This is a genomic window from Spirochaeta isovalerica, assembly GCF_014207565.1.
Taxonomy (GTDB): domain Bacteria; phylum Spirochaetota; class Spirochaetia; order DSM-2461; family DSM-2461; genus Spirochaeta_F; species Spirochaeta_F isovalerica.
In genome coordinates, this window is sequence record NZ_JACHGJ010000004.1 from 56,115 (window position 1) to 81,346 (window position 25,232).

At 48.9% G+C, this 25,232-nt stretch carries 21 protein-coding genes; 4 read left to right on the forward strand and 17 right to left on the reverse strand.

The annotated features are described in order from the left end of the window. Window positions 1–6 precede the first annotated feature (6 nt). Window positions 7–1,152 carry a DNA-binding transcriptional regulator gene (locus HNR50_RS11675; RefSeq protein WP_184746955.1) on the reverse strand — a complete coding sequence of 382 codons (1,146 nt, stop codon included), beginning with the start codon at window positions 1,150–1,152 and terminating at the stop codon, window positions 7–9. A 102-nt stretch (window positions 1,153–1,254) separates the two neighbouring features. On the opposite strand from HNR50_RS11675, the gene HNR50_RS11680 reads away from it, so the two are divergent. Genes HNR50_RS11680 through HNR50_RS11690 form a run of 3 tightly spaced genes read left to right on the forward strand, consistent with a single transcriptional unit; the run spans window position 1,255 to window position 4,129 of the window. Beyond that, complete coding sequence (locus HNR50_RS11680; protein WP_184746956.1) at window positions 1,255–2,277, forward strand: aldo/keto reductase; 1,023 nt, start codon at window positions 1,255–1,257, stop codon at window positions 2,275–2,277. Then, window positions 2,274–3,107, forward strand: coding sequence for an amidohydrolase family protein (locus HNR50_RS11685; protein ID WP_221439864.1), 834 nt, complete (start codon window positions 2,274–2,276; stop codon window positions 3,105–3,107). The genes HNR50_RS11680 and HNR50_RS11685 overlap by 4 nt, the downstream gene beginning before the upstream one ends. A 5-nt stretch (window positions 3,108–3,112) precedes the next feature. Then, window positions 3,113–4,129: a zinc-binding alcohol dehydrogenase family protein gene (locus HNR50_RS11690; RefSeq protein WP_184746957.1), complete on the forward strand. Its 1,017-nt coding sequence runs from the start codon at window positions 3,113–3,115 to the stop codon at window positions 4,127–4,129. 71 nt (window positions 4,130–4,200) lie between these two features. Here the strand turns inward: HNR50_RS11690 and HNR50_RS11695 are convergent, their stop codons facing one another. The 10 genes from HNR50_RS11695 to HNR50_RS11740 all read right to left on the reverse strand — a co-directional run bounded on the left by HNR50_RS11695 (window position 4,201) and on the right by HNR50_RS11740 (window position 17,261). Continuing rightward, the gene (locus tag HNR50_RS11695) at window positions 4,201–5,307 is read right to left on the reverse strand and encodes an ABC transporter substrate-binding protein (RefSeq protein ID WP_246434000.1); all 1,107 of its coding nucleotides are present in this window, start codon (window positions 5,305–5,307) and stop codon (window positions 4,201–4,203) included. Between the two features lie 68 nt (window positions 5,308–5,375). After that, a complete protein-coding gene (locus HNR50_RS11700; RefSeq protein WP_184746958.1) occupies window positions 5,376–6,581 on the reverse strand; it encodes an ABC transporter permease in 1,206 nt (401 codons plus the stop codon). 3 nt (window positions 6,582–6,584) lie between these two features. Beyond that, window positions 6,585–8,093: a sugar ABC transporter ATP-binding protein gene (locus tag HNR50_RS11705; RefSeq protein ID WP_184746959.1), complete on the reverse strand. Its 1,509-nt coding sequence runs from the start codon at window positions 8,091–8,093 to the stop codon at window positions 6,585–6,587. A 103-nt stretch (window positions 8,094–8,196) separates the two neighbouring features. Continuing rightward, window positions 8,197–9,180, reverse strand: a complete 984-nt coding sequence (locus HNR50_RS11710) for a substrate-binding domain-containing protein (protein WP_184746960.1) — start codon at window positions 9,178–9,180, stop codon at window positions 8,197–8,199. A 1-nt stretch (window position 9,181) separates the two neighbouring features. After that, window positions 9,182–10,960, reverse strand: coding sequence for a cache domain-containing sensor histidine kinase (locus HNR50_RS11715; protein WP_184746961.1), 1,779 nt, complete (start codon window positions 10,958–10,960; stop codon window positions 9,182–9,184). Next, complete coding sequence (locus tag HNR50_RS11720) at window positions 10,957–12,522, reverse strand: response regulator (RefSeq protein WP_184746962.1); 1,566 nt, start codon at window positions 12,520–12,522, stop codon at window positions 10,957–10,959. The genes HNR50_RS11715 and HNR50_RS11720 overlap by 4 nt, the downstream gene beginning before the upstream one ends. A gap of 81 nt (window positions 12,523–12,603) precedes the next feature. Next, window positions 12,604–13,509: an arginase family protein gene (locus tag HNR50_RS11725; protein WP_184746963.1), complete on the reverse strand. Its 906-nt coding sequence runs from the start codon at window positions 13,507–13,509 to the stop codon at window positions 12,604–12,606. Window positions 13,510–13,563: 54 nt separating this feature from the next. Next, window positions 13,564–14,460, reverse strand: a complete 897-nt coding sequence (locus tag HNR50_RS11730) for a GNAT family N-acetyltransferase (RefSeq protein WP_184746964.1) — start codon at window positions 14,458–14,460, stop codon at window positions 13,564–13,566. A gap of 60 nt (window positions 14,461–14,520) precedes the next feature. After that, window positions 14,521–16,017 carry an HDOD domain-containing protein gene (locus tag HNR50_RS11735; RefSeq protein WP_184746965.1) on the reverse strand — a complete coding sequence of 499 codons (1,497 nt, stop codon included), beginning with the start codon at window positions 16,015–16,017 and terminating at the stop codon, window positions 14,521–14,523. Continuing rightward, window positions 16,008–17,261, reverse strand: a complete 1,254-nt coding sequence (locus HNR50_RS11740) for a GGDEF domain-containing response regulator (protein WP_184746966.1) — start codon at window positions 17,259–17,261, stop codon at window positions 16,008–16,010. The genes HNR50_RS11735 and HNR50_RS11740 overlap by 10 nt, the downstream gene beginning before the upstream one ends. 123 nt (window positions 17,262–17,384) lie before the next feature. Between HNR50_RS11740 and HNR50_RS11745 the strand changes: the two genes are divergently transcribed. After that, entirely contained in the window at window positions 17,385–18,440 is a 1,056-nt protein-coding gene (locus HNR50_RS11745) for an A/G-specific adenine glycosylase (protein ID WP_184746967.1), read from the forward strand. Here HNR50_RS11745 and HNR50_RS11750 read toward each other — a convergent pair whose 3' ends face one another. Genes HNR50_RS11750 through HNR50_RS11775 form a run of 6 tightly spaced genes read right to left on the reverse strand, consistent with a single transcriptional unit; the run spans window position 18,441 to window position 25,229 of the window. Then, window positions 18,441–19,418 (reverse strand): DHH family phosphoesterase, encoded by a 978-nt coding sequence (locus HNR50_RS11750; RefSeq protein WP_184746968.1) that lies wholly within the window; start codon window positions 19,416–19,418, stop codon window positions 18,441–18,443. Between the two features lie 44 nt (window positions 19,419–19,462). Beyond that, window positions 19,463–20,758, reverse strand: a complete 1,296-nt coding sequence (locus tag HNR50_RS11755) for a hypothetical protein (protein ID WP_184746969.1) — start codon at window positions 20,756–20,758, stop codon at window positions 19,463–19,465. Beyond that, window positions 20,755–21,510, reverse strand: a complete 756-nt coding sequence (locus HNR50_RS11760) for an outer membrane lipoprotein-sorting protein (RefSeq protein ID WP_184746970.1) — start codon at window positions 21,508–21,510, stop codon at window positions 20,755–20,757. Before HNR50_RS11760 ends, HNR50_RS11755 begins: the two co-directional genes overlap by 4 nt. Window positions 21,511–21,548: 38 nt before the next feature. After that, window positions 21,549–24,314, reverse strand: coding sequence for an MMPL family transporter (locus HNR50_RS11765; RefSeq protein WP_184746971.1), 2,766 nt, complete (start codon window positions 24,312–24,314; stop codon window positions 21,549–21,551). Between the two features lie 11 nt (window positions 24,315–24,325). Further along, window positions 24,326–24,625, reverse strand: coding sequence for a transcriptional regulator (locus HNR50_RS11770; protein WP_184746972.1), 300 nt, complete (start codon window positions 24,623–24,625; stop codon window positions 24,326–24,328). After that, on the reverse strand, window positions 24,618–25,229 hold the full coding sequence (locus tag HNR50_RS11775; RefSeq protein WP_184746973.1) for a hypothetical protein: 612 nt from the start codon (window positions 25,227–25,229) through the stop codon (window positions 24,618–24,620). Before HNR50_RS11775 ends, HNR50_RS11770 begins: the two co-directional genes overlap by 8 nt. Window positions 25,230–25,232 lie beyond the last annotated feature (3 nt).

The window sequence follows — 25,232 nt, forward strand, 5'->3', positions numbered from 1 at the left end:
ACCGGATCATAAATAGTCGCTTCCGTATATCTCTTTCAGCTGTTTTCTGAACCGGTTAGGTGTTGTTCCCGAATGTTCTCTGAAATGCCGGAAAAAAGCCTGAAGCGAGCCGAAACCCGCTTCGCCAGCGATATCCTCCAACTTTCTGTCCGAACCGTGCAGCAGTCCTGTGGCAATACGTATTCTCTGATCGATGATTGCCTCATGGACTGACTTCCCTGTTTCTCTTCTGAAATGATATTCCAGAGTTCTTCTGCTCACAGACAGGGTGCTTGCCAATGAGTTAACATCGTTCTGGTGGCCCCTGTCCGACTGGAGAATCCTGTAAGCCCGGGAAATCAGTTCGTCCTCGATTCCCAGAAGAGCCGTGGAATTGCGCTCAATGATATGAGCCGGAGGAATCAGCACAGGCTCACCCGCTGTCTCATTCCCTTCCATCATTCTGTCGAGTTTTTCGGCTGCGCTGTAACCTATGCGCTCAAGTTGAAGCAAAACCGATGAGAGAGGAGGATCGGAGAGTTCGCAGGGAATATCCTCATTATCGACTCCCAGAATGGAGATGCGGTCGGGAACTCTAATATCTTCGGCCTGACAGACGGCGCTCACCCTCAAAGCCGTTTTATCGTTACAGGCCAAGACCCCCGCAGGTTTGGGAAGCGACGCGAGAAACAGGGCCAGTTCAATGCTGTACGGTTCTTCGAGCCACCAGGAAAGAGGGCGGTTGAACACAGGAATGCCTTCTACACCGATTCTATCGCAAAAGCCTTTGTATCTGAGCTCAGACCACTTTGTCCCTGCCGCTCCGCAGAAAGCAAATGAGGAAAACCCCTTTTCCAGAAAGAAGCGGGCGGCCCTCTCCCCCGTCAGATAATCATCATTACAGACGCTCTGTACATCAGGCGAACTATAGGCATTGGCAATATCCACAATAGAACCGCTGAAACCGGCAAGTGGTTCGAGAGATTCGGCATACTCCCTTCTGATAATCAGTCCGTCCCCTTTCCAGTCCTTCAACTGTTTAAGGGGAGAAAACATCCACCCCTGCCCGAAGAGCTTCCAGTCTCCCTTCTCTTTTGCATAGCGGACGATACCTCTGGCCACGCGGTGGTCGTAGTAATCGGATAAACCCATTACCAATGCGATTTGTTTCATAAGGCGATTATATCATAACTCATCGAAAATTTGCGCATTATGGTATATTATATTCGCATTTAGCGCATTGTTTGATCAGTATAGTGATTTTATACTTTTATCATGAAAAACAAAAAGATTACTTTACCGCGGTTGATCCACGGTTCCAGTTCCCTGGGCAACCTTTACCAGGTTCTACCGGGAGAGACAAAAAAAGAGCTTGTTTCCCATTGGATAAGTTGTTCGGAGAAACCTGTCTGTATAGATTCCGCAGGAAAATACGGTGCGGGACTGGCACTCGAGGAAATAGGAAAAGCTCTACGGAATCTTTCCGTCCCGCCGCAGGATGTGATGATCAGCAACAAACTGGGGTGGACCCGGATTCCCCTGACGGGAGATGAACCGACATTCGAACCGGGAGTATGGAAATCTCTGCAATACGATGCGGAACAATCCATAGGGAAAACAGGGATCCATGATTGCTGGAAACAGGGCAATGAACTTCTCGGAGCCCCTTACAAAGCCGATCTGGTATCGGTTCACGACCCCGATGAATACCTCGATGGAGCATCAACGGAGGCGGAGAAAGCAAAACGTCACGAAGATATTATTCAGGCATATCAGACCCTTTCGGAGCTGAAGAAAGCCGGAGAGGTAAAAGCCATAGGCATAGGTTCAAAGAACTGGAAGGTTATCAGAAGTCTTGCCGCGGAAATCGATTTCGACTGGGTCATGTTTGCCAATAGCTTTACCATTTACTCCCACCCTTCGGAACTTGTCGATCTTATTGATGAATTATCAAAAGAAGGCGTAGCCATAGTCAATTCCGCTGTTTTCCATTCGGGTTTCCTTGCAGGCTCATCATACTTCGATTACAGGGAAGTGAGCCGGGAAGAAGAACCCCGTCTCTATGAATGGCGGGACCGCTTTTTCAAAATATGCCAGGGCTATGATGTAAAACCCGTTGATGCCTCAATCGAATTCGGTCTGATGCTTCCCGGAATCGACGGGATTTCACTGAACACGACTAATCCCGAACGGGTAGACCAGAACCTTGCTTCGATCAGCCGCTCGGCCCCTGCGGAATTCTGGAGAGAAATGAAAAAGGCCGATCTGATAAAAATTGCGCCGGAGGATTTCCTGTGAAAAAGATAATCGATGCCCACCACCATCTCTGGCAGTATAACAACAGGGAATTCGGCTGGATAGACGAATCCATGTCTGTTCTGAGAAACAACTTTTCCATGGAGGATTTCAGAAAAGAGACCGCTTTTGCCTCAGAAGTGAAATCCATCGTCGTACAGGCTCGCCAGAGTCTCGAAGAGACCGAATGGCTTTTATCCCTTTCGGAATCGGATAATACAATTGCCGGTGTCGTGGGATGGGTTCCTTTGCGCAGCCCCGTAATCCGGGACCATCTGGACCGTATGAAAAACAGGGGCGGGCTGACCGGTGTGCGCCATGTGATTCAGGACGAACCGGATCGGGATTTCATGCTAAGAAATGATTTTAACAATGGGGTTTCCGCTTTGAAGGATTTCAACCTGACCTATGACATTCTCGTAAAGGAAAAACAACTTCCCGAAACGGTGGCTTTTGTTAAAAAACACGGAAATCAGCCCTTTGTCATCGACCATATAGCCAAGCCGGATATAAAAAACCGCTCATTCGATTATTGGGCTCGTTATATGGGAGAACTGGCCTCTTTCCCCAATGTCAGCTGCAAACTGTCGGGCCTGGTCACTGAAGCAGATTGGACGAAATGGTCCCCTGAAGATTTGAAGCCCTATATAGAGAGGATGCTGGAACTGTTCAGCCCCCGCCGGCTGATGTTCGGAAGCGACTGGCCGGTCTGCCTGGTGGCAGGAGGTTACGAAAAGTGGTTTAAAACCCTGGATTCCTTTCTGTCTGAATTATCGGAATCGGAAAGAGAAGGCATATACAGCGGTAATGCCGCGGAATTTTACGGAGTATAGAGAAAATGAAAGTTGTAAAAATCGACGAGCCCTATAAGATATCGCTTAGAGAAATGGATGTTCCGGCGAAGAAGCCGGGAGAAGCACAAATCCGGATAAAGCGGATCGGACTTTGCGGTACCGATCTGAGAAGCTACAGGGGACAGAATCCCATTGTGCAGTATCCGATTATTTTCGGCCATGAAATCGGCGGGGAACTGATGGAGGAAGCGACAATCAGCGGCATGAAATATCCTGCCGGAACAGTCGTCACCGTCAATCCCTATACCAATTGCGGGACATGCCCTTCCTGCCGGAGAGGAAGAGCCTATGCCTGCCAGTTCAATGAAACACTGGGAAATCAGAGAGACGGAGCGGCATTCGAGTACATGACCATCATGACAGAAAAAGTGTACCCCCTCCCGGGACTGAGTCTCGATGATGCAGTATGCGTAGAGCCTTTGAGCGTGGGATTTCACGCTTCGCGAAGAGGCGAAATAACATCGGGGGACAAAGTCGTGGTTATGGGTACGGGGATGATCGGCCTGGGAGCCGTCATCGGTGCGGCGGCTCGAGGCGCTGAAGTCATAGCGGTCGATCTCGACGATGATAAGCTGGAAACAGCCAGGATATGCGGAGCCGCTCATGTGATTAACACATCGAAACTTGAACTGGAAGCGGAAGTGGCGAAACTCACCGGAGGAGAGGGCGCCGATGTGGTAATCGAAGCTATCGGGTTACCTGCCACCTATCGGGCGGCTATCGATATTGTCGCTTTTACAGGAAGGGTCGTGTATATCGGTTATGCCAAAGAGGATGTTCCCTTTACAACCAAGTATTTCGTTGCTAAGGAACTGGATATCCGGGGATCGAGAAATGCGGCTCCGGAGGATTTTTCAGCTGTCATTGAAACTCTTAAAAGCGGTTCCGTTCCCGTTGAAAAGATTATTACCCACAGATACCCCCTACAGGAAGCCGATGCGGCTTTCAAGAGGTGGGCTGAGAATCCCGGCAATGTCATAAAAATGATTCTGGAAGCTTAATTTATCCCTTAAAAAAGGAAAGGCTGCCCCCAACACCGGGGCAGCCTTTTTTATCAGATCTTAATCAGATATCAATCGTAAAGGAGTCCTTTGATATCATCGTTGTCCATATTGGTTTTGTCATAGAATTTCGCACCGGTGTCGACATCCATAACGGGTTCGCCTTTGTAGGCTTTGAAAGCAAGCTCGACAGCTTTGAAACCGATCTGGTAGGGGTCCTGAGTGATGGAACCGAGGAAATACTGGTTTCTTACAGCGTTTTTCTGTCCTTCACCGGCATCGAAACCGATTACAACCAGTCCGGCATATTTAGCAGGAAGATCGGCACCGTCGTTCGTTGCGGCGAGAAGACCTTTTACCGTTGCTTCGTTGGAACAGAAGATACCGAGAACGCTATCATCAGCGACTTTGTTGAGAACGGCTGTTGCCGCTGCGGCAGAGTCGGTGGCGGAAGCGGAAGCGGGAACGACCATTTCGATCATGACTTTGTTGCCGCCTGTGGGGTTGCTGCTGTCTACATAAGCGGGGTTACCCATCACTTTGATGTCATTCATGGAAAGAGAAGATTTTTCAGCAATTAGTTTAACCATTGTGTCTCTGAATCCTCTACCGCGGCTGAGGAGAGATTCCCCGGCGGCGTCCTGGTTCATAACAACGATTTTTACAGGATTGGCTGCTGTAGCGGCTTCGATGTCCGATTTGATAACACTGAACATTTTTTCAGCGGCGAGACCGGCCGCGTTGTAGTTGTCTGTAGAAGCATTCGCATAGATGGAACCTTTGGGAGCGTTGGGAACACCGGAGTCGAAACCGATAACGGGAATGCCTTTGCTCAGAGTCTGGGAAAGCTGATCCATTACGGAGTTTGTATCGAGTGCCGCCAGAGCAATCGCCACGGGATTCTTAGCCATAGCGTTGTTGAGCATTTCGACCTGATCCTGAACATCGCTTTCCGAAGCGGGCCCTTCAAATGTGATATCAACACCATACTGATCGGCTGCCGCGTTGGCGCCTTTCTTTACCTGCTGCCAGAAGTCGTGCTGCTCTCCTTTAGATACAACGGCGATGTAGGGAGTGTCTCCTGCGCCGCCCTGCTGACCACCGGCGAAAACCGGCAGAGCTACAGCCATCATAACCAGAGCCAGAACCAATACACTTACATTTCTCAAAGATTTCATCAAAAATCCTCCTATTATTTACCCGGAACGTACGTTCCGGATTATTCACATATTCATTCAGTTGCCGATCAATCTTCGGCAAGACCTTGTTTCAGTTTTTTTTCTTCCTCTTTCAGCTTCTTGTAAACCTCATTCATTTCTTTCCTGGCCGCTGCGATTTCCGCTTTGATGCTCTCGGACTCAGGGGAATCGGCACCTTGAAGAGAGTTTTTCAAGGATTTTATCTTCTCGGTCATCTCACTCCTGTAGAGATCGGATTTAGCGGGAATTTTCACCTGGGATGCTTTTTTGTTCCTGTAGATATCGAGGAGTACCGCGCCGATAACCACGACTCCCGTAAAGAAAGTCTGGTAGTGGGCCTGAAGATCCATGGAAGGCAGACCGGTTCGCAGAACGCTCATGATATAAACACCGATCAATGTACCGAATACCGAACCGACACCACCGGAAAGAGAGGTTCCTCCGATGACTGCTCCGGCGATGGCATATAATTCAAATCCCTGCCCCTGTGCGGGCATAACCGTTGTGTAAACCGCGGCGAAGGCTATGCCGCCGATACCGGCGAGAAATCCGCTGACAACATAGGCCATCATTTCCCATTTGCGCACATTGACCCCCGAGAGTCTGGCGGCTTCTTTGTTGCTGCCTATGGCGAAAATATAGCGCCCCATTTTTGTTCTCGTAAGAATCAGCCATGCCAGAAGGGTTACGACGAGGAGAACCAGCGCTCCGGTCGGGAAAGAGGCTCCGTCTTCGTTGATATGTTTGAAAATGCTTTTAAACCATCCGTCAGCGTTTGATCTGGTGGGGAATGTGGCGCTCCGGACATTGGAGACGATAGACCCCACGCCCATGGAAATCATCATGGTTCCCAAAGTGGCGATAAAAGGCGGCAGATTGAGGCGGGAAACCATAATGCCGTTGAAAAAACCGAATGCCGTGGCAATAATCAGAATAAGAATGAGAGAGAGCCACATCGGCCAGCCCCATGACTTGTATGCCGTTCCGCCGATGATGGCGGCGCACATCATAACCGTACCGACAGAGAGGTCGATTCCTCCGGTTATGATGACAAAAGTTACGCCGATCGCGATAAATCCGATGTAGTAGGATGAATCGAGAATATTAATCAGCGTGGAGTAGGAAAAGAAATTCCGTCCGAAAAGTCCGAAAAATATATAGAGAATGACCAGAGCGGCAGGGGCCAGAAATTTCTGCAGGCCGATGTCTCTGAAATTCTCAAATAAAGTCTTGTTGTCGTTGCTATAACTCATTTATCAATTCTCCTGATTCCGCATTGTTGCGTATTTCATGATCGTTTCCTGGCTGGCTTCGCTGATATCCAGCTCTCCGGTTATCCTTCCTTCGCACATGACCAGAACCCTGTCGCTCATGCGGAGGATCTCCGGCAGTTCCGATGAGATCATGATGATTGATTTCCCCTCTTTAACCAGTTCATTCATCAGCGTGTAGATTTCGCTTTTGGCTCCTACATCGATACCCCTGGTCGGTTCATCAAAAATGAGGATGTCGCTGTCTTTGATCAACCATTTGGCAATGACCACTTTCTGCTGATTACCCCCTGAGAGGTTCTTCAGAAGCTGTTCCAGCGTGGGCGTTTTGACTTTAAGTTTATCTACATAATCTCTTGTGACATCATCGATTTTGCTTCTGTCTATCATCATGCCCGCCTGAAAATCGTCATAGGAAGCCAGAACGGCATTTTCCTTTACGCTCAGATTGACGGCCAACCCGTAACGCTTACGGTCTTCAGAGAGGTAACCGATGCCATGGGAAACAGCATCCATAGGTCCGTGGATTTTCACGGTCTGCCCGTGAATCTCGATATGGCCGCTTTCGATCCTGTCCGCTCCGAAAAGGGCACGGGCGGTTTCCGTTCTTCCGGCTCCCATCAGTCCGGCAAACCCCAGGATCTCACCTTTTTTGAGGGAAAAACTTACATCATTTACCATTTTCCCCGCATTGAGGTGTTCCACTTTAAGCACGGTTTCCGCGTCGGCGGGAACATTGTTGGCTGTCTTGGGCTTCTCATAGATGACACGACCGACCATCATATTGATGATCTCTTCTTTGGTCAGATCTTTGGTCAGACCGGTTCCCACATATTCGCCGTCACGCATAACCGTAACGCGATTGGTTATTCTGTTGATTTCATCCATTCTGTGGGAGATATAGATCATGGCGACGCCTTTCGAAGCCAGATCTCTCATAATGTTGAAAAGCTCATTGATTTCCGTTTCGGTCAGGGCCGCCGTGGGCTCGTCGAGAATCAGAATTTTCAGATCGTGGGAAACGGCTTTGGCGATCTCCACCATCTGCTGTTTACCTACGGTGAGCCGCCCCAGTTTGGCCGTGGGATCGATATCCATATTCAGCCTGTCCAGCAGCTCGGCGGTTCTTCTGTTCAGAGCTTTATCATCGAGAAGGATGCCTGATCTACCGACCGATTCCCTGCCGATAAAAATATTCTGGGCCACTGTGAGGTGTTCCATCATGTTCAATTCCTGATGGATGATACCGATACCTTTTTTCAGAGCGTGCTTGGGACTGGTGGGATTGAATATCTTTCCATCCAGCCGGATCTCCCCGGAATCTTTCGGGAAAATACCGGTGAGAGCTTTCATCAGAGTCGATTTTCCGGCTCCGTTCTCACCGACCAGGGCGTGTATCTCTCCGGGAAACAGATCGAAGTTGACTTCCTTGAGAGCGTGAACCCCCGTAAAACGCTTGTCGATATTCCTCATTGTAAGGATTTCTTCTTTCAAACTTAAACTCCTGTTAAAGATGACAAGAAAATTATCCCACGGGATTTTCTATGGCGTAATCGAGGATATTGCGGAGAATGTTGAATATTTTACGGAATATTTTCTACTGGCCGAAGGGAAAGAGCAGTTCCTGGTACTCCCGTCGGAACATATTGTCTCTGGTTATGAGAATCGAGCCCGTATCGACAAAAGGCGTTGTGGACTCTCCGGAAAGGTACTGAACAGCTGTTTTTACAGCAAGATATCCCATATTATAGGGTCTTTGAACCACTGTGGCTTTTAAAATGCCCGACTCAAGATAGGAAAGCTCCTGAATGGCATTGTCAAAACCGACGGCTATAACCTTATCGCTGAGCCCCAATTCCTCTATGGCTTTAGTTACGCCGAGAGTGGAAACCTCGTTGAGCGCGACGATTCCTCCGAGATTCTCGTTCTTTAACAGTTCCAGGGAAATTTTATAGGCTTTTTCCTGTTCAACATCGCAGAACCAGGTCCCGATTATGTTCATCCCTTCCAGAGCGGCCCGGACTCCCGCCTCACGGTCAATAGCTGTGGCCGTCTCCCGGATATGACTGACGATAGCCAGTTCTTTCCGGGGATTGCCTTCCATGAGCCTTTTCATTTCCTCTCCGGCTTTTTTTCCCGCCTCTATATTATCTGTGGCGATAAATGAAACGGGAATATCCGAATCGACGCCCGAATCGACGGTAATGACGGGGATATCCAGCTTATTGGCCCGCTTTATCGGTTCTACAAGTTTTTTAAAATCTGTTGCGGCTACGATAAGCATAGGCGGGGACAATTCTATGGCCCTGTTGATAATATCGATCTGGTCGTTGATTTCCTTTTCAAAACGAGGTCCTGTCACGACAACCTGGACGCCGAATTCCCGGGCCGCCTCATCGATTCCCCGGTTTACCACATCCCAGAAATCCATTGGTTCCCCATCGAGGGATTTGAGAATTATACGGATCGGGCTGTCCAGTTCGAGGCTTTTCTGAGTGTTCCTTCCGTAGAAGAGAGAGAGAATCAGAAACAGAGCCAATGCGGCCATAAGACTGATCAGCAGCAGATACCAGTTTTTCACATCAAGCCTCCCATTCCTTCAAAGGAAGTCGGATCGTCATGATCGTTCCCGAGGAAAGAGAACTCTCACAGGACAGGCCGTACTGAGGACCGAAATAGAGTCTGATCCTCTGATGGACATTTCTCAACCCCATTCCCTGCCGGGAGAGCTTGGGCCGGTTTTCCGGTGCCGTTTCAATACCGCTGATCAAATCCTCCAGCTCCATGGGGGTCATCCCCGCCCCGTTGTCCTTCACTGTTATAATGATATTTTCATCCCGGGCGTATCCGCTGATATGGATAAAGCCCTTCCCTTCCGATTCTTTAATACCGTGATAGATGGCATTCTCCACAAGGGGCTGCAGGGTAATTTTCAGAATGGGATAGTCGTGAAGTTCCGGATCGATATCGATAAGATAGGTAAATTTATCCTGATACCTCATTCCCTGAATGGTGAGATAAGACTGAACATGGGCGACCTCGTCGCGAATGGTAATGATCTCCTGTCCTTTGCTGATGCTTATGCGAAAGAGCTTGGAAAGAGCCGAAGTCATTTTAACGACTTCCCGGTTCTGCCCCATCTCCCCCATCCAGATAATGGAATCCAGAGTGTTGTAGAGAAAATGAGGATTTATCTGGGCCTGCAGAGCCTTGAGGTCGCTCTTACGCTTCAGTTCCTGTTCCCTCGTATTGGCGGCGACAAGCTCCCTTATGCGGCCGACCATAATATCGTAATCCCTCGCCAGCTCCCGGATCTCTTCGGTGGCTTTAATTTCCCCGACCAGATGAAACTCTCCTTTTTCCACGGTCTTCATTATATCCTGCAGGCGATGCATGGGTTTGGTAATACCCGAGGAGATGCGGTTTGTCGCCAGTCCCACTACGAGAAATAGTATAAGCCCTATAAAACCGTATGTGATCTGAACGTATTTCCAGTCGGTGATCATATCGCTGTCGTGGGATACTCCGACGATATGCCAGTCCGTCAATCCCGAAGTTTCAACCATGAAATATCGGTCGCCCTCTTTGAAGGCCCGCCCCTGATGGCTGCCCAGAAGAGCCAGGATTTCTCCGACGGGCTCTGTCCGAAGGTTGCTGTAGACAAGCTGCTGAGTGGGATGGAAAACATAATTCCCGTCGCGGTCAAGAATGAAGTCATATCCTTTGGCCCCCACGACCAGAGACCGGCAGAGCTCTTCGATCCTGTTGAATTTCAAATCCACGAGCAGCACGCCCAGCGATTCGCCGGTCCACTCGGAAATGATCTCCCTGCTGAGCGAAACGACCCAGGTATACCGTCCGGCCATGATATTCTGAACATAAGAGGAAGAAACGTAGGTCTGCCCGTTCCTCTCCAGAGCCCCCCGGAACCAGTCCATATCAAGGACGGAAACCCAGGGATTGACCTCCGCCTCGAGTTCTCCGGAGAGTACGGTTCCGTCGTGATAGACAATGAGGATATCGGAAATATCCTCGCGGGCTTTTATATAGTTGTTCAAGCTCTTCCTGATCTGCTCAGTCTCTCCCGGGTCGACAAATCCGTCATTCTCGAGAAAGTTCTGAATATCTCGGTCTCCCGATATTGAGCGGGTAATCCTCTCGACACTGCTGATATAGGAATCGATCTGAACGACAAGCTGCCGGAGAAGCGTGTGGTTATTCTCGAGAGTGGAAGAGCGGACCGTATCCATGGTAAAACGGAAAAAAACCATCTGCATAATAAAAATGGCGGCAAATACCATAATGGTAAAAATGGTGTAGATGCGGGCTTCCAGAGTTCCCGGAACGAAATTGATCTTCATGATTCCAGTTTCCTCCGGTATTCCATAGCCGTCAGACCGGTCTGCTTGCGGAAGATAAGAGAGAAGTACCTCGCATCCTGGTATCCTACTTTCTCTGCTATTTCATAGGCTTTCAGATCAGTACTCTTAAGCAGCTTCTTCGCTTCCTCAACGCGATAGGACGTCAGATATTCCACAAAAGTCTGTCCCGTTCCCTCTTTGAAGAGAAAACTGAACTGGCTTGTGGAAAGATACAGCTCGTTACACATATCCTGCAGAGAGAAACGGCTGTCGCTGTAACGTGCGGCGATGATATCCCGGGCCTTGTCCATTCTGGAAAGGATGGCATCATTCCGCCGTCTTTCGATTTTGCTCTCGATATCATTTATCATGGAAGCAAAGGCATCGCGTGCCGACTTGAGGGTGGGATAATAACCGGGCTTGTGAGGGAATGTATCATCATCGGGAGAGAGAAGCCCCATCTCCTTGAGAAAATTGTATATGACCATATGAATTCTTGTGTAGTAGGAAAAAACATCGTCCCGGGAAAGGTACTGCTCTTCGATAAATGAGAAAATAGTATCAAGAGCTTTCAGGGAGTCCTCTTTTCTTCCCTCTTTAAGTGCTTCCAGAAGAATATCGAGTTTCGCATAAAAAAGCTCCGGCGTAATCTGCCGGGAATCGCGCACATCTTCGATAAATACGATTCGGGTCAGGCCCAGTATTCTGGAGTACTCCACAGCGCCCATGGCTCCGCGGTGCGATTCGGGGAGCCATTCAACGGAATTGACCAGTTCACCGCATCCCGCATAAATCTGCTCCTTTTCCCGTCCTCCCGTATACTGGAAAATCTTCTCCAGAACCGTTCGGGTCCGCTGTTGGAGCTCCGTGTCACTGATTCCCTGAAAGATAATTACTATATTCTCATTGAGATTGAAAAAGACTTCGTCCGCTTCCTCAGTCAGGGCTTTTATCTGCTCCTGAAGAGTGAGCCTCTCGAGCTCATCCCAGCTTTCAGGTACGGAAATTAGCGAAACCTTGTAAAATGCTCCCAGATCGTTCCACTGAAAATACTCCCGGCGTTTCGCTAAGTCATCGCCGGATAGCCGGCCCGAAATAAGCCTGTTGAAAAACCGCTCCTTGAGGAGAGGAAAACTCCTTTTCAGCTTTTCACGCATCTCCTCCTGGCGAATCTCCTTTTCCCTTCTGGCTTCAAGCTCCTCCCGGACAGTCCCGAGCACATGACTAAGTTCTTCAGCTGTAATGGGCTTGAGAAGGAATTCCCGAACCTGGCTCTGAACGGCTTGTCTGGCATATTCGAAATCATCATAACCGGTCAGGAGAAGGACCGTTATGGAAGGATATTGCTCGGAAAGCACTTTGCTGAGAGTCAAACCATCCATCTTGGGCATATTGATATCGGTAATGACAACATCGACAGGGTTATCATGAATGTAATTCAGGGCTTCCCGTCCGTTTTCGAACATACCGGCCAGATCGAATCCGTTCGCACCCCAGGAGACGCATTGGGAAATGCCGTTGCGTATTATGGCTTCATCATCTACAAAGATCAATCGGAACATCTGGTAATTATATATATGAGATTTGCAAAAAGAAAAGCAAAAAGCTCCAATCACGGAGAGTCACATACTTTCTCTTCCTTTTTATTTCCCCTTGGATGATTGATTAAGAACGCCTCCCATAATATCAATGGCGAGTCTGGCGGCCGTTTTGGCCGTAATTCCTGCCGGATCGGTTTCGCCCGAGAGTTCGACAATATCGCACGAAGAGAGATGGGGGGCTATTCGGTTGACCAGATACAGGAGTTCCCGGCTGCTCAAACCACCCGGTTCGGGGTTCTCGACACCGGGAACCTCACAGCCGTTCATGACATCGAGATCCAGGGACATATACAGGGGATTTCCGTCAATGAGTTTTTCCATTTCACTCCGGACAAAGCCGATTCCTTTTTCCAGAATATCGTCCGGGGAGATCACTTTAAGTTTTTTATCTTGTATATAATCGACTTCCTCGGCTTCGGGAACACGGATTCCGATAAGTAATGTCCTCTCCTGATCAATAAGGTTTTCATCGACCAGCCTTCTGAGAACCGCCGCATGGGAATAAGGATTGCCGTCGACCTGATCGACCGTATCGGGGTGGGCGTCGAAATAGATAAGTCCGGGCGGGCGGCCGCACTTTGACACGATGGCTTTGATAAGGGGATAGGTGATCGAATGATCCCCTCCCAGAGTGAGCAGAAAGCGATCCCATGAATCAGCGGGACATTTCCCGGCTATTTCTGCTATCAATTCCGCTCCGCTTAATCCGTCGAGAGGAATATCTCCCAGATCACAGATTTTTCCGGAATGATCGAACTGATAGCCGGCCGATGTTCTGAGAGTGTTCCAGGTATGGGAGGCGATCCGGATTTGTTCCGGCCCTTTTTCCGCCCCCAGACGTCCCGTTCCTCCGCCGGCTGAGGTCGGCAGCCCCCAGACGGCAATTGCGCTTTCTTCAAATGAAATGTTTTCCGCTCCGGCGATCTGCAGGTCTATGTTTCTTTTCATATTCCGCTCCTACGAGTCAGTATGATGGGTAACCGGAACGAGGAGCAAGGAAAATTACAGTTTTTTGACCCAGAAGCTGTACTGAGGCAGCGGTGAGAAACCGATTGAATAGTAAAACTGCTGGTCCGAGCCCACATAGGCTTTTTTCGCCCCCAGGGCGGCGCAGCGCTTTATCCCCTCCAGCACCGCAGCTTTACCGCAGCCCCTGAGCCTGTAATCCGGATCGGTGGCGACCGGTTCGACCAGGCAGTAGTCGGACCCCGGTTCATACCACATGCCGCAATAGGAAGCGAAATTGCCATCGGGAGCCACCACGGCGATCTTCAGGTCCAGATCGTTGTGAGGTCCGGAAAGACTTGTCCGGCGGCTTTGAATCTGTTCCTCTGTTTCGGGCGGTTCACCCTCATGATTGAAACCGCGCCACAGCACTCGATTGTATTTGTAAATATCATGGTTTTCGGAAAGAGATGTTACGGAATAACCTTCGGGAAGTGTGTATGCCAGGGATGAAATGCCGATGGGAAATACCGAGTTCCCCTCTTTCTCAACAGAGGCTCTGTAGCCGCTTTCCAGTGCGAGATATTGAAACTCCTCATCAGTGTCCTGTATGAGAATTTTCAGCTCTCCCCCTTCATGCAAATTGGCTTCGCTATAGCGGAGCATATCCTCGCGGAGAAAATCGTATGAGGGATCGATGATAAAATATGCCCGCCCCGGCTCATCTTCATAAGTGACAAGAGCGACAATTTCATTATTCTCTTCCCAGATTCCGATCGTTGAGAGTTTCGTCTTATCCATATAAGGCAGGGAGAATATCCACTCCCACCTTTCCCAGGTGAAATCTGTTACGGTCATTTCCCGGCGGTTAACCCTTATGAGAAAGTCGCGGACTCTGTTAAAATCGCCGGTGAATCCCGGCTGCTCCGTATAGTGTCTGAAAGTTATAGCCATAATTTCATTGTCAGGCCGGTGAGGATTTGAGACAAGTTACAGTTCAGTTAAAACTGAAATCTACATAAGAAGACCTTCATTTTTCAACTCTTCAATCAGCAGTGAAAAGTTTTTCTTATCTTCCAGTCTGAAAAAAGAGAGGACCATGTGATTTATATCATCAAAATCTCTTTCTCCCGACTCATAGTGAAAAATCTCATTGGCCAGATAAACCGTAAAAACAAGAGCTCTGTATTCTTCTTCAACTTCCAGCGGGAGATGATGATACCTGATGGCCTTTACGAGTTTTTCCGGAAAATCCCACTTTTCAGCGACCTGGGCTCCGATTAGCGTATGGTTGTATCCTTCTGTCAACTCGTCGAGAAGAGACATGGGGATATGCTTGTCCCGGCATAAATCGGAAATTCGTTTTTCCAGCTCTCGGTTTAATCCGGCGACTATGATTCGTCCCAAATCATGAAGAAGCGAAGCGATATAGACATCTTCGGCTATCTTGCCGATCTTCATATGTCTGGCTATAAAACTGCCGATTAGAGCGACCATAAAGGAGTGCTGACTGATTTCATTGACAATCTCCTCTTTGTAACGCTGGCGCATTATTTTTGTCATTCCGTAATTGTAAAGTATGGATTTGACACCCAGCATACCCATTACCCGGACGGCCGAAGCGACATCGGTAATCTCGTTCCTGGTTCTGTAAACCGGCGAATTGGCTATGCGCAGAATTTCCGCAGAGAGAATGGGATCGGAATTAACAGCTTCGGCTATAGTACTGAAATTGCAGTCGGGATTGCTCAGCTCCCGCTGTAAAGTCTGAATATTGGCGGGAAACTGAGGCATCTGATCCAGCTCCGACGCTATGGTATCGGCGATCATCAGACTCTGGTCGACCGAAAGAAGATTGAGTGGGATATTCAGTCTGGTAACGCTTCCCCCATCGGTGTTTTCAAAGGAGATGGCTTTCTGATCGAGGTTCACTTTTCGAAGCATGAGCAGAACTATGATCAAACCGAATCCCGCACCTTCGGTCGAGTCAAAACCGTAAGTGAAAACTTCTCCCAGATTTTCAAATTTCTTTGCCATATCCATCCGCTCACCGATTCTTTCCAGTTCCTTCTCGACAAAAGAGGTCGGACTGGTAACTTCGATGGTGAAAAAATGATCGGAGATGATAAAACGGATAGCCACAAAGATGTTTCGTTTAATGTGTTCCTCTTCCATCGGCCTGAAATCAAGAAAAACTTCTTCCTTGAAATTTTTCATGGCCTCTTCATACTGGTCCGGATTATATATGTCCAGCCCTTTCATTTCAAAATAGATTCTCTTGGAGTTGGCTTTACTGGCATTGGTGGACAGCTCGTTTACAACATATTCCAGATGGGAGTGGAGATGATCCTGATTAATAATTTCAAGTATGTTCTTCAACACCTTGGAACAGAAGAGATCGGTTTCACGGCTCGTATAGGGAAAAATAAAGGAAAGCTCTTTTTTTTCTTCTATCTCTTTTCTTATTTCTTCTATGTCGACGTCTTTTATCTCGGAATATATTACAGACAAACCCTGTTCTTCCCCTTCTCTTTCGCTTCATACAGTTTGGCATCGGCTGCATTGATCATATCGGTCAGACTGTTTTTCTTCTCTATGCACAGACCGAAACTGGCCGTTACGGAAATTTTCTTTCCTTCATGACTGAAGTCGTAATCCTCTATTTTCGTCCTCACAGATTCGAATAGGAGAATCGCATCTTTGGGATCCATGTTATTTCCGATTATACAGAATTCCTCTCCGCCATAACGGGTGAGGATATCGGTGGATCTCAGGCTCCCCTGAAAGATTCTAGCCAGCGTTTTTATGACATAATCCCCCGCATCGTGACCGAATGTATCATTTATCATTTTAAAATTATCGATATCGATCATGGCTACCGTAATATAGCTCCCCGTGCGCCTGGCCGTATTGAATAAAAGTTCCCCTGTGTCGAAAAGATACCGCCTGTTATGTATTCCCGTCAGGTGATCGATAAGCGCCACTTCCCGGAGAGACTCGAAGTTTTCTATAAGCCTGATATTCTGATTGATACGGGTATAGAGAAGTTCGCTGACAAATGGCTTTGTGATAAAGTCATTGGCCCCGTACTTGATAAACTTGATAAGCATGGCATGGCTGCCCTTTGCGGAAATGCCTATTATAGCCAGTTTTTCCATGGGAAAATTCTTTCTGGCTTTGGTGGTGAATTCAAATCCGTCGCAAACCGGCATCTGGTAATCGACAAGGGCGAGCTTTATGTCGGGTGTTTTCTCCAGAATCTCCAGGGCGACAAGACCGTTTTCAGCCTCATAAACCTTGTACTGGTGAACATCGAGCAGCCCTTTCAGATGCTTCCGGCTCACAGTGGAATCATCGATGACCAGAACGCCTATATCCCTGTTTTTGTTGAAACGGTTGATCATTCCGAGAATGTAGCCGACGGAATGCGAACCTTCCTTTATAACGTAATCAATGACTTTTTTTGACCAGATGACCTCCTGAATATCAGGAGAGAAGGTCGAAGTCATAACCAGCGAGGGGATATTGTGGGAGAGGCATAAATCAACAATGGCGCCGTCCATGGCATCGGGAAGATGGTAATCGAGAATGGCCATGATGATTTCACCGCTTTCGACATGGGTCGGGAGACCGACCTCGGCCTCTCTGTAACTCTTGAACCAGATGACCTGAAATCCCAGCGAGTGACTGATGCTGTGCTTGAGCAGTTTGCCGTAAAACTCGCTTCCTTCTACTATGATGATTTTATGACTCATATACCTATATCTTATTGTTTTTTTGCGGCCAATACAAAGGATAGGCGCTTTTTTTGTTAGCCTTTTCTTTGTTTTTGTCTTTTTTTCCAGTATATTGACATAAGTACAAAATAGAGGGAAAAAATGACAACAGAACTGAACGCTGCAGCCCTTCTGGAATGGTTTGACAGGGAAAAACGGGATTTCCCCTGGAGCCGGGAGAAAACGCCCTACAGGGTGTGGATCTCCGAGATTATGCTTCAACAGACTGTTGCATCAACTGTTATCCCTTATTTTGAAAAATGGTGCAGGGACTATCCCGGTATCAGTGATCTGTCCGAAACGCCGATAGAAGAAGCCATGTCCCGCTGGGAGGGTCTCGGATATTACAGCCGCTGCCGGAATATCCATAAAGCGGCCGGATATCTGATGGAAAAGTGCAATGGCGTGCTCCCCTCTGATTATGAAGGGTTGAGACTGGTTCCCGGTATCGGTGATTACACGGCCAGGGCCATTCTCAGCATTGCCTATGGTAAGCCCTATCCGGTTCTCGATGCCAATGTCAGGAGGATTCTCCAACGGCTGGAAGGCAGGAAAGACTGGAAAAAAGCCGATGACGGAAGGGTTCTGAAAGAGCTGGAGAAGATAATTCCGGTGAATCGTCCAGGTGATTTCAATGAAGCGATGATGCAGCTTGGCCAACAGATCTGTTCGACAGGATCACCTCTATGCGGTCAATGCCCGCTTTCGGCAAACTGCAGAGCGCTGGAACAAGGAATAACTGCCGAAATACCGGCAAAGAAGGTTAAAAAGATAAAGATGAGCGAGAAAACGGTTCTTTTATTCCATTCAGAAGGGAAAATCCTCATGAGGAAGAAAAAGAAAGGGCTATTCCACGATTTGTGGTTACTCCCCACAGTGGAAGAGGACAGCTGCGAACGGATGAAGCGCATAAACAGCGAATGGTCTTTTCTCAATACGCAACTTCTGACTCAGCGGAATCATTTTTATACGGACAACAAAGACACACTTTCCCCCTGCCTGATCACTTCGGAGGAAATAGATCTCTCCCATATGACGCCGGGAGATGACGACACGTACGAACACAAATGGATTGAAGTCTCCGAACTGGACAAATATCCCTGCCCCTCTGTCTACAGAAAGATTCTCGATGAGGTTATTGAGTATCTGCAGCCCTGATCAGCGGTAGGAGTTTTCCACGAAACTGATGGCGCGGTGGCGCACGAAAGTATGGAGGCTTTTGTTTTTATCAAGATTTTTCATAGGGAGAAAACCGCCCGCCATGCTCTCGTGCCCTCCGCCGAATCCCACACCTTCAAGAATATTCCTGACAAGTCCGTTAGCTTTGATATTGTTATTAATGCTCCGGGTGGAGAATTTGATGCCCCCTTCCCGCGGAGAGTAAGCGACGACCACATTGACTCCCGCGATCGTCACGACGATATCGCTTGAAGCCCCCAGAAGGGAATCGTTCCCGCTCTCGAGAAAGAGAAATCCTATCTCACCGTATACCTCTACATTGTCAAAGGCTCTGGCGTAATCTTTCAGATCCTGCTGGCTGATCTGGTTTCCCTTCAGCGCCGTAATCAGTTCGATATCCGAATGGGTATAAAGATTGTAGAACATGTTGATATCCAGTTCGGAAACCCCTCTGGTCAGATTATCGGTATCCATAAAAATCCCGTAGAGCAGAGCCGTGGCGACAGCTTTGGGTATGGGGATGTCATTCTCGATAAAATATTCGGTAATGATGGTAGAACAGGCGCCGACTTCGGGACGGACATCGACCAGCCTGTATCCGTTGTCGCCGCCCCATTCATGATGGTCGATGACCGCCACTTCGTCGGTGACAAGATCGGTCATATTGGAATTGCCCTTCTGGCCGTCCACCAGTACCGTCCAGTCTTCCGCTCCCAGGGTTGAGACATTTTCCGCCAGGGACAGCTGTATATTGAACAGCTCCAGCATCTTGGAGGAATTGGCCTTTTCAATTTCGTTTTCGTAGACAATCTCCGCATGGACCCCCCGGGTTTCCAGAAGATATTTGAGGCCGAAAGAGGAAGCTATGGCATCGGGATCGGGAACATTGTGGGGTTGAATAAAGACCTCATCGGGTGCCTTTTTCAGCAGTTCAACCAGTTCATCGAGTTTTGTCATGATTTTTCTCCTCTTAATAATTGTAGACCGCGGATTCATCAGCTTCAATAACTGTATGTAAAGACAGTACTGATGATATGCTTAACCGGCAGCGCCGAAACTTCAGAGAAACCATCATTGTAAAGATCGAACAATCCGCTGTATTCAATCCGTCCGGAAAAATTCCCTGAAAAATTATAGGAAACCGATGGAAGAATCATGAGAGCTCCCGAATCAGGGGAGAAAATGGCTGTCAGATTCAGATCCGTATTGATGGAATACAGTGGCTGCATTAGCGAAAGCATAATGTAGTGCCGGGCGAAATATCCGCTTCGGTACATAGACATAAGATCCGTTGTGGGACTCAGCGCCATAGCCGCTTCGATTTCGTTTCTTTCATCATTATCGTACCCCTCTCCATTGTAGAAATACTCCACAACAGCGTACAGTTCACTTGGAAATGTGTATTCCACTCCCGCAAGAGCGGAGAAAATCCATTCTGTTTTCCTGCTGAGGTCGGTTCCGTCAACAAAATTGTTCCGGCTTCCCTTCCGGACCGCCGCTTCTCCGTAGAATCCCAGACCGAACAGATCGGCCAGAAATCCGGCTCCCAGAGACGGAACATAGGCATCGCTGCCTTCCGCCGCGTCATAATCGTACAATCCTGTCAGTTTCACCTCGAAGCCCGGCAGATAGAAAGTCAGTTCCCCTCCCCCCTTTATCTCTTCGAAATCGATTCCCGAAGCCAGCAGATCATCGGGAAGAATTCCGTAGACTTTCAGATTGGCGATATAACCGAAATCCGCCGAGAAAGCCAGAGCGTCGACACCGCGAAGCGCCGTGTCGGGATCAGAGGGATCCTTAAGCGGATTGGCGAAATCTATGGGGTTCCAGCCGTAGCCGTAGCCGGTGAGCATGCTCTGTCTTCCTACAATGAGAGAGACAGAATCGCCCAAAGCCACATTGGCGGAAAACCTCATGATATCGAGAGAGAAAATGGTATCGCCTGCCAGAGCTATGACCTCACCGGTTGCGGCCAGCGTCACGGAGTCAGGATCCGGGAAAGTATCGGAATTATACGCACTTGCCATCAAGGCCTGACCGATGGGATACTCCTTCAGACTGAACCAGGCGGAGAATGTTGTTTTCTCATCTCCCGCATCGAACCGGGCAATGAGCGATGTGTTCATGGAGAGGTCTTTCATCTCCATCATATTGCCGGGGTTGAGAAGACTGTCGAAATCGCCGTCGGTAATATTGGCGGAAAAGCCGATTTCCGCTGTCCCTGAGAATTCAGCTTGAGCCGCGGCGGGTATAAGAAACAGCAGAGCTGTCACCGAAATCGCAAATATCTTTTTCATCGGATCGTCTCCAGATAGCGGGTCGTAAACATGCGGTCCTGCACTTTGGGACTGTCCACTTCGAACTCTTCGATCACCACCTCGGTCCGGGAGGGTTTCGTATGGTTGAACATGGTGTAGGCGAAGGGGTAATCCTTTCCGTTCACCGTCCTGTAATCATAGAAACTCATGCTTTTGATATTGGCGCCGCTTTCGTAGTAATCGATTTTCATATAGCGGTACGTATCTTTTGTGATGTAAACCACCATTTTCTCGTAGGGCGCATCGGAACCGGAAGCGGTCAGCTCGATGACATGGCAGAGATCCCCTTCGACCTTTTCCTCGCCTATAAGCCGGGAAGTGTATTTTTCGGCGAGGCCCGATCCTCCCTCTCCCATATCGGCATAGGAGAAATCGGAACCGCCCGCTGAATTCTTTTTGGCGGAGCTGCTCAATTTTCGGACCCGTCCCGTCGAACTGAAACGGACCCAGAGATCGTCTTCGATCATCAGATTGGCCGTCCCCTTCATGCGGCGCGGTTCTACATAAATGGAGAGGGAATAGCTCTTTCCGTCCTTCTCCATTGTATAACCTTCTATCTTCTGCACAGGCTGAGCCTCATCGGACAGATAGACAGTCATGGTGCTGGTGCTGTATATTCTGTTTCCCTTGAACGCTTCATCAGCCCGGTTGACGATTTCATCGGCGCTCTGCCCGTAAAGGCCGGCGGCCGTTATCAGCAATGCAAATAGAATCAGCTGTAATTTATTCATTTTTTTCTCCTTTGGTCAGGTTGCATGGTCGGGAAGAATTACTTTTTCCGTAAAGACCATGGTTTGAAATTGAGATTCAGTTTTTCGCTCAAAAGAATGAGCATGCCCGGATGAAACAGCACTGAGAAAAGGAACGCTATGGCCATGGCTATGGGTAGGATTATCCCCGTGCTTCTCATGGCACGCATGGGCGATGGTATAAAGGAACCGAATCCCACCATGGTCGTCAGTGTCGTAATGAGCAGCGCCGTTCCTGTTTTCCCGATAACGGTCTTCATCTTCCCTTTACCCTCCAGCAGATAGCGGTGATTGATATGCACCGCGTCATCGACGCCGATTCCTATAAGCAGAGGCACGACTATGATATTGAGAAAGTCAAACTTGATCCCCGTCACAGCCATGAATCCGAAAAGAGTGAGAAAAGAGAGCAGAAGGGAAGTCATGGTCAGGACAACAAGTTTGATATTGCGGAAGTCCAGAAGAAGAATGAGAGACACAACGATAATAGCCACTATAGCCGAGAGAACCCCGTCTTTTTCCGCCATGAAAGAAAGCTGGTCCCCGGCGAGAAGCATGCCTGTCCCCCTGTCGGTTACGGTGTTCATCTGCTGCTGATAAATTGTCCGGAAATCGCCTTCCCAGGGGTTTTCCGTGGGAATGACATTGAGGAGGTAACTGGATTTATCCTTTGAGATATAGGAATCGCGCAGATTCGCCGGAAGCATATCGAAGGAAACCGGTTCGTCCGACGCCATTGCTTCGAGTTTTCCCTTCAGGAGCGGAACAAGAGTGCTCTGCAGCGCTTCCAGCCCCGCGGCATCCCCCTCGCCCGACTCGAGTGTGGCGAACAGCCTGTCGAAATTACTCTCGCCGATTTTGTCGCCCTCCGCACTGACACCGGTAACCGTTCCTATGGTGTTGAGCAGTTTGTGCATATTGCCGAGATAAGCCAGGTCGCCCATCTCCATCATATTCATTTCCAGGCGGTAGAGTTCTTCAAGCAGTCCCTCGCTGTCGACCCGGTCTGCAGGTTTCTCACTGTCCAACTCTGAAGCAAAATCGCGGATTAAAGCCCCCCGTCTCGCACCTTCTTCAGGCGGAACATAGTAATCGCCTATGGAATCGACCATTTTCACCGAGGAGAGATCCTCGAGCCTGTCGCTCAGATCCTTTACCTCGGCGGGATCGTGGGAAATGATGGATAGGGAGTCGGGTGCCATGCCGAACTCGTCAACCAGCACATCCTGAAGCTCGATCGATTCAAGCCCTTCGGCTTCCATCTTCATCAGGTTTGTTTCAAGTGAAACTCCGGGAGCTTTCAGGGCAAAAAAGAGTCCCATGGCCAGCATCAGCCCTGAAATCAGCAAAGGAGCTTTTACCAGCAAAGCTCCGATTCCCGATGCGGCATCGGACCGGATATTGATCTTTTTGAACAGGCTGTGCTCGCCTTTACCCTTTTTGACTCTTCTGTACTCCCGGAACCCCAGCATGGGAGGAATGATGAGAAGCATGGCGAGAAGTTCGCAGACAATTCCCATACCGGCGACCAGACCGAGCTCCCGGATCATCTGGGTTTCGGCAATGACAAGGGCGAAAAATGCGGCGGCTGTTGTCAGTCCCCCGGTTAGAATTCCCGAACCGCTTTTCTCGATAGCATGGCGGATGGCATCGTAGAAATCCAGCCCGGCATCCCTTTCCTGCCTGTAGGCTGTGAGAAGATGGATTGCGAAGTCGATACCCAGCCCCATCAGTGCCACCAGATACATGGCCGTCATCATATTGAGTTTTCTGATGACGAAGCCGCTCATTCCCATAGTCCAGAGTATCCCGATAATAAGGGGAACACCTGAAATAAGGGGAACGGAAAACATGCGGAAGGTTAGGATCATCAGTATGAGAATGGCGGCAAGCGCCAGAACAGAGGAAAGGACTATCCCCTGCTCGCCCGTCACCATTTCATCGCGACCGACGACGAGTATTCCCGTCAGCCCGGTCTTAATCCCCAGGTCGTTGCCGACATCCTTCACCGCGTCCTCAATGGAATTGACGTAGGGTGCCAGATAGAAATAATCATTCATGGAGAAGGTCGGTTCAATTAAGGCGATCCCCATCCTGTTGTCTTTGCTGAGAATATAGGTTTCCCCGAAAAGCCAGTTATCGAGCGCTGCATCCACCTCGGAAGAGGAGACGCTCCCGCCTCTGGCCGACCGGTCCAGGACTCCCAATAGCTGATCCAGTCCCCGGAACATCCCTACAGCCATCTGCTGGTCATCGGAAAGCTTGTCTCCGTCTCCTGCATACTCTCTCTCGAAATCATCATTCACAGCGGTTAGGAGAGGAACGAGATTCAGATCTCCGTACATGCGGGAGAAGCGCTTTATGTCTTTTTCCTCAGTAAACATAAGACCGTGTTTCTTAAAGAAATCCAGATCGGTCTTCCCCGTAACCCTAACGACGGAATCGCTGAACTGCTCTTCAGACAGTCTGGCGACAATGGCATCGATCCCCATCTTCACCTGTTTTTCCGCCTCGACGGGATCTTCTATATCCCTGGCATCGACAACGGCCAGAATGGAGGACGCCGCTGGAAAATCCTCTATGATTTTCTTCATATCCTTCACCTGGCTGGTATTCTCAGGCAGCATGGAGTAGAATGTCATATCCGCTTTCAGAATGGACAGCCCGACGCCCATGACCGCTGTGATTCCCAATATAATAAGAAAAGCCTTTCCCCAGTTCCGGGCTGACCACACAGCCCATCTCCCGAGAATCCTTTCCCTGAAATTTTCTTTTTTTTCTTTCATAAACACTCCGTTTAGCGGTTTTCCTTCAACATCTGTTCCAGAAAAGCCAGGTACTCTTTAAAAAGGGATTTCCCCTCTTTCGTTATTTTATAAACTGTCTGAACCGTGCTCCCGGCCAGTTCTTTCCGTTTTTCCACATATCCGGCCTTGATCAGCTTTTCCATATGGGTGTAGATCGAGCCGTCGGTCCCCCCGAGAAGAGATTTGAGCTGGTTGAATGAAACCATTTCATCTTTGTAGAGCACGGTCAGAATGGACAGTCTCGTTTTTTCGAAGAAGACATTGTCAAACCGCGTGTAAAGATCATCCATTACGGCTCCTTTCAATATAATGGACATGAAATCCCGTCAGAATGTAGGCGATCCCGACGGCGATTCCCGCGACAGCCGATCCCTGAAGGGACGAAACCTGATTGATGATAAAGAGAAATCCCATTCCCGTGAGAACCCAGGCTTCTATCATCAAAGACGAATAGGTGATCTGGCTGTACATGAACAGAGGGACGGCTCCGGCCATAAGATAGATCCCCGCATGGGGAATATCGGTCTGCAGAAGGTAGTACATCATGATACAGAGAATGACCATCGGCCCCAGAAATCCTACGGCCAGTTTTGTGAACCGGTTGGAGAGAAGCGGAGCCGACATTTTATCCATCCGCCTCACCCAGCCCACGGTCTCCGTAACGCCGGCCAGAAAAAAAGTCGGAAGCCAGACAGCCAGAAAAAGCGTCATGCGGCTCAGCTCTCTTGAAGCGACCAGATAATAGGAAAGCGCAGACGCCGCTATGATAAGAACACCATATACCCAGTAAACCCAGGTTTCAATAATCCCGTAATCCTCCGCCTGATCCATTACTTTTTTGATTTCAGTCAGATCCTTCAGATAATCTTCGATCTCCCTTTTTTTTTCTTCCATATG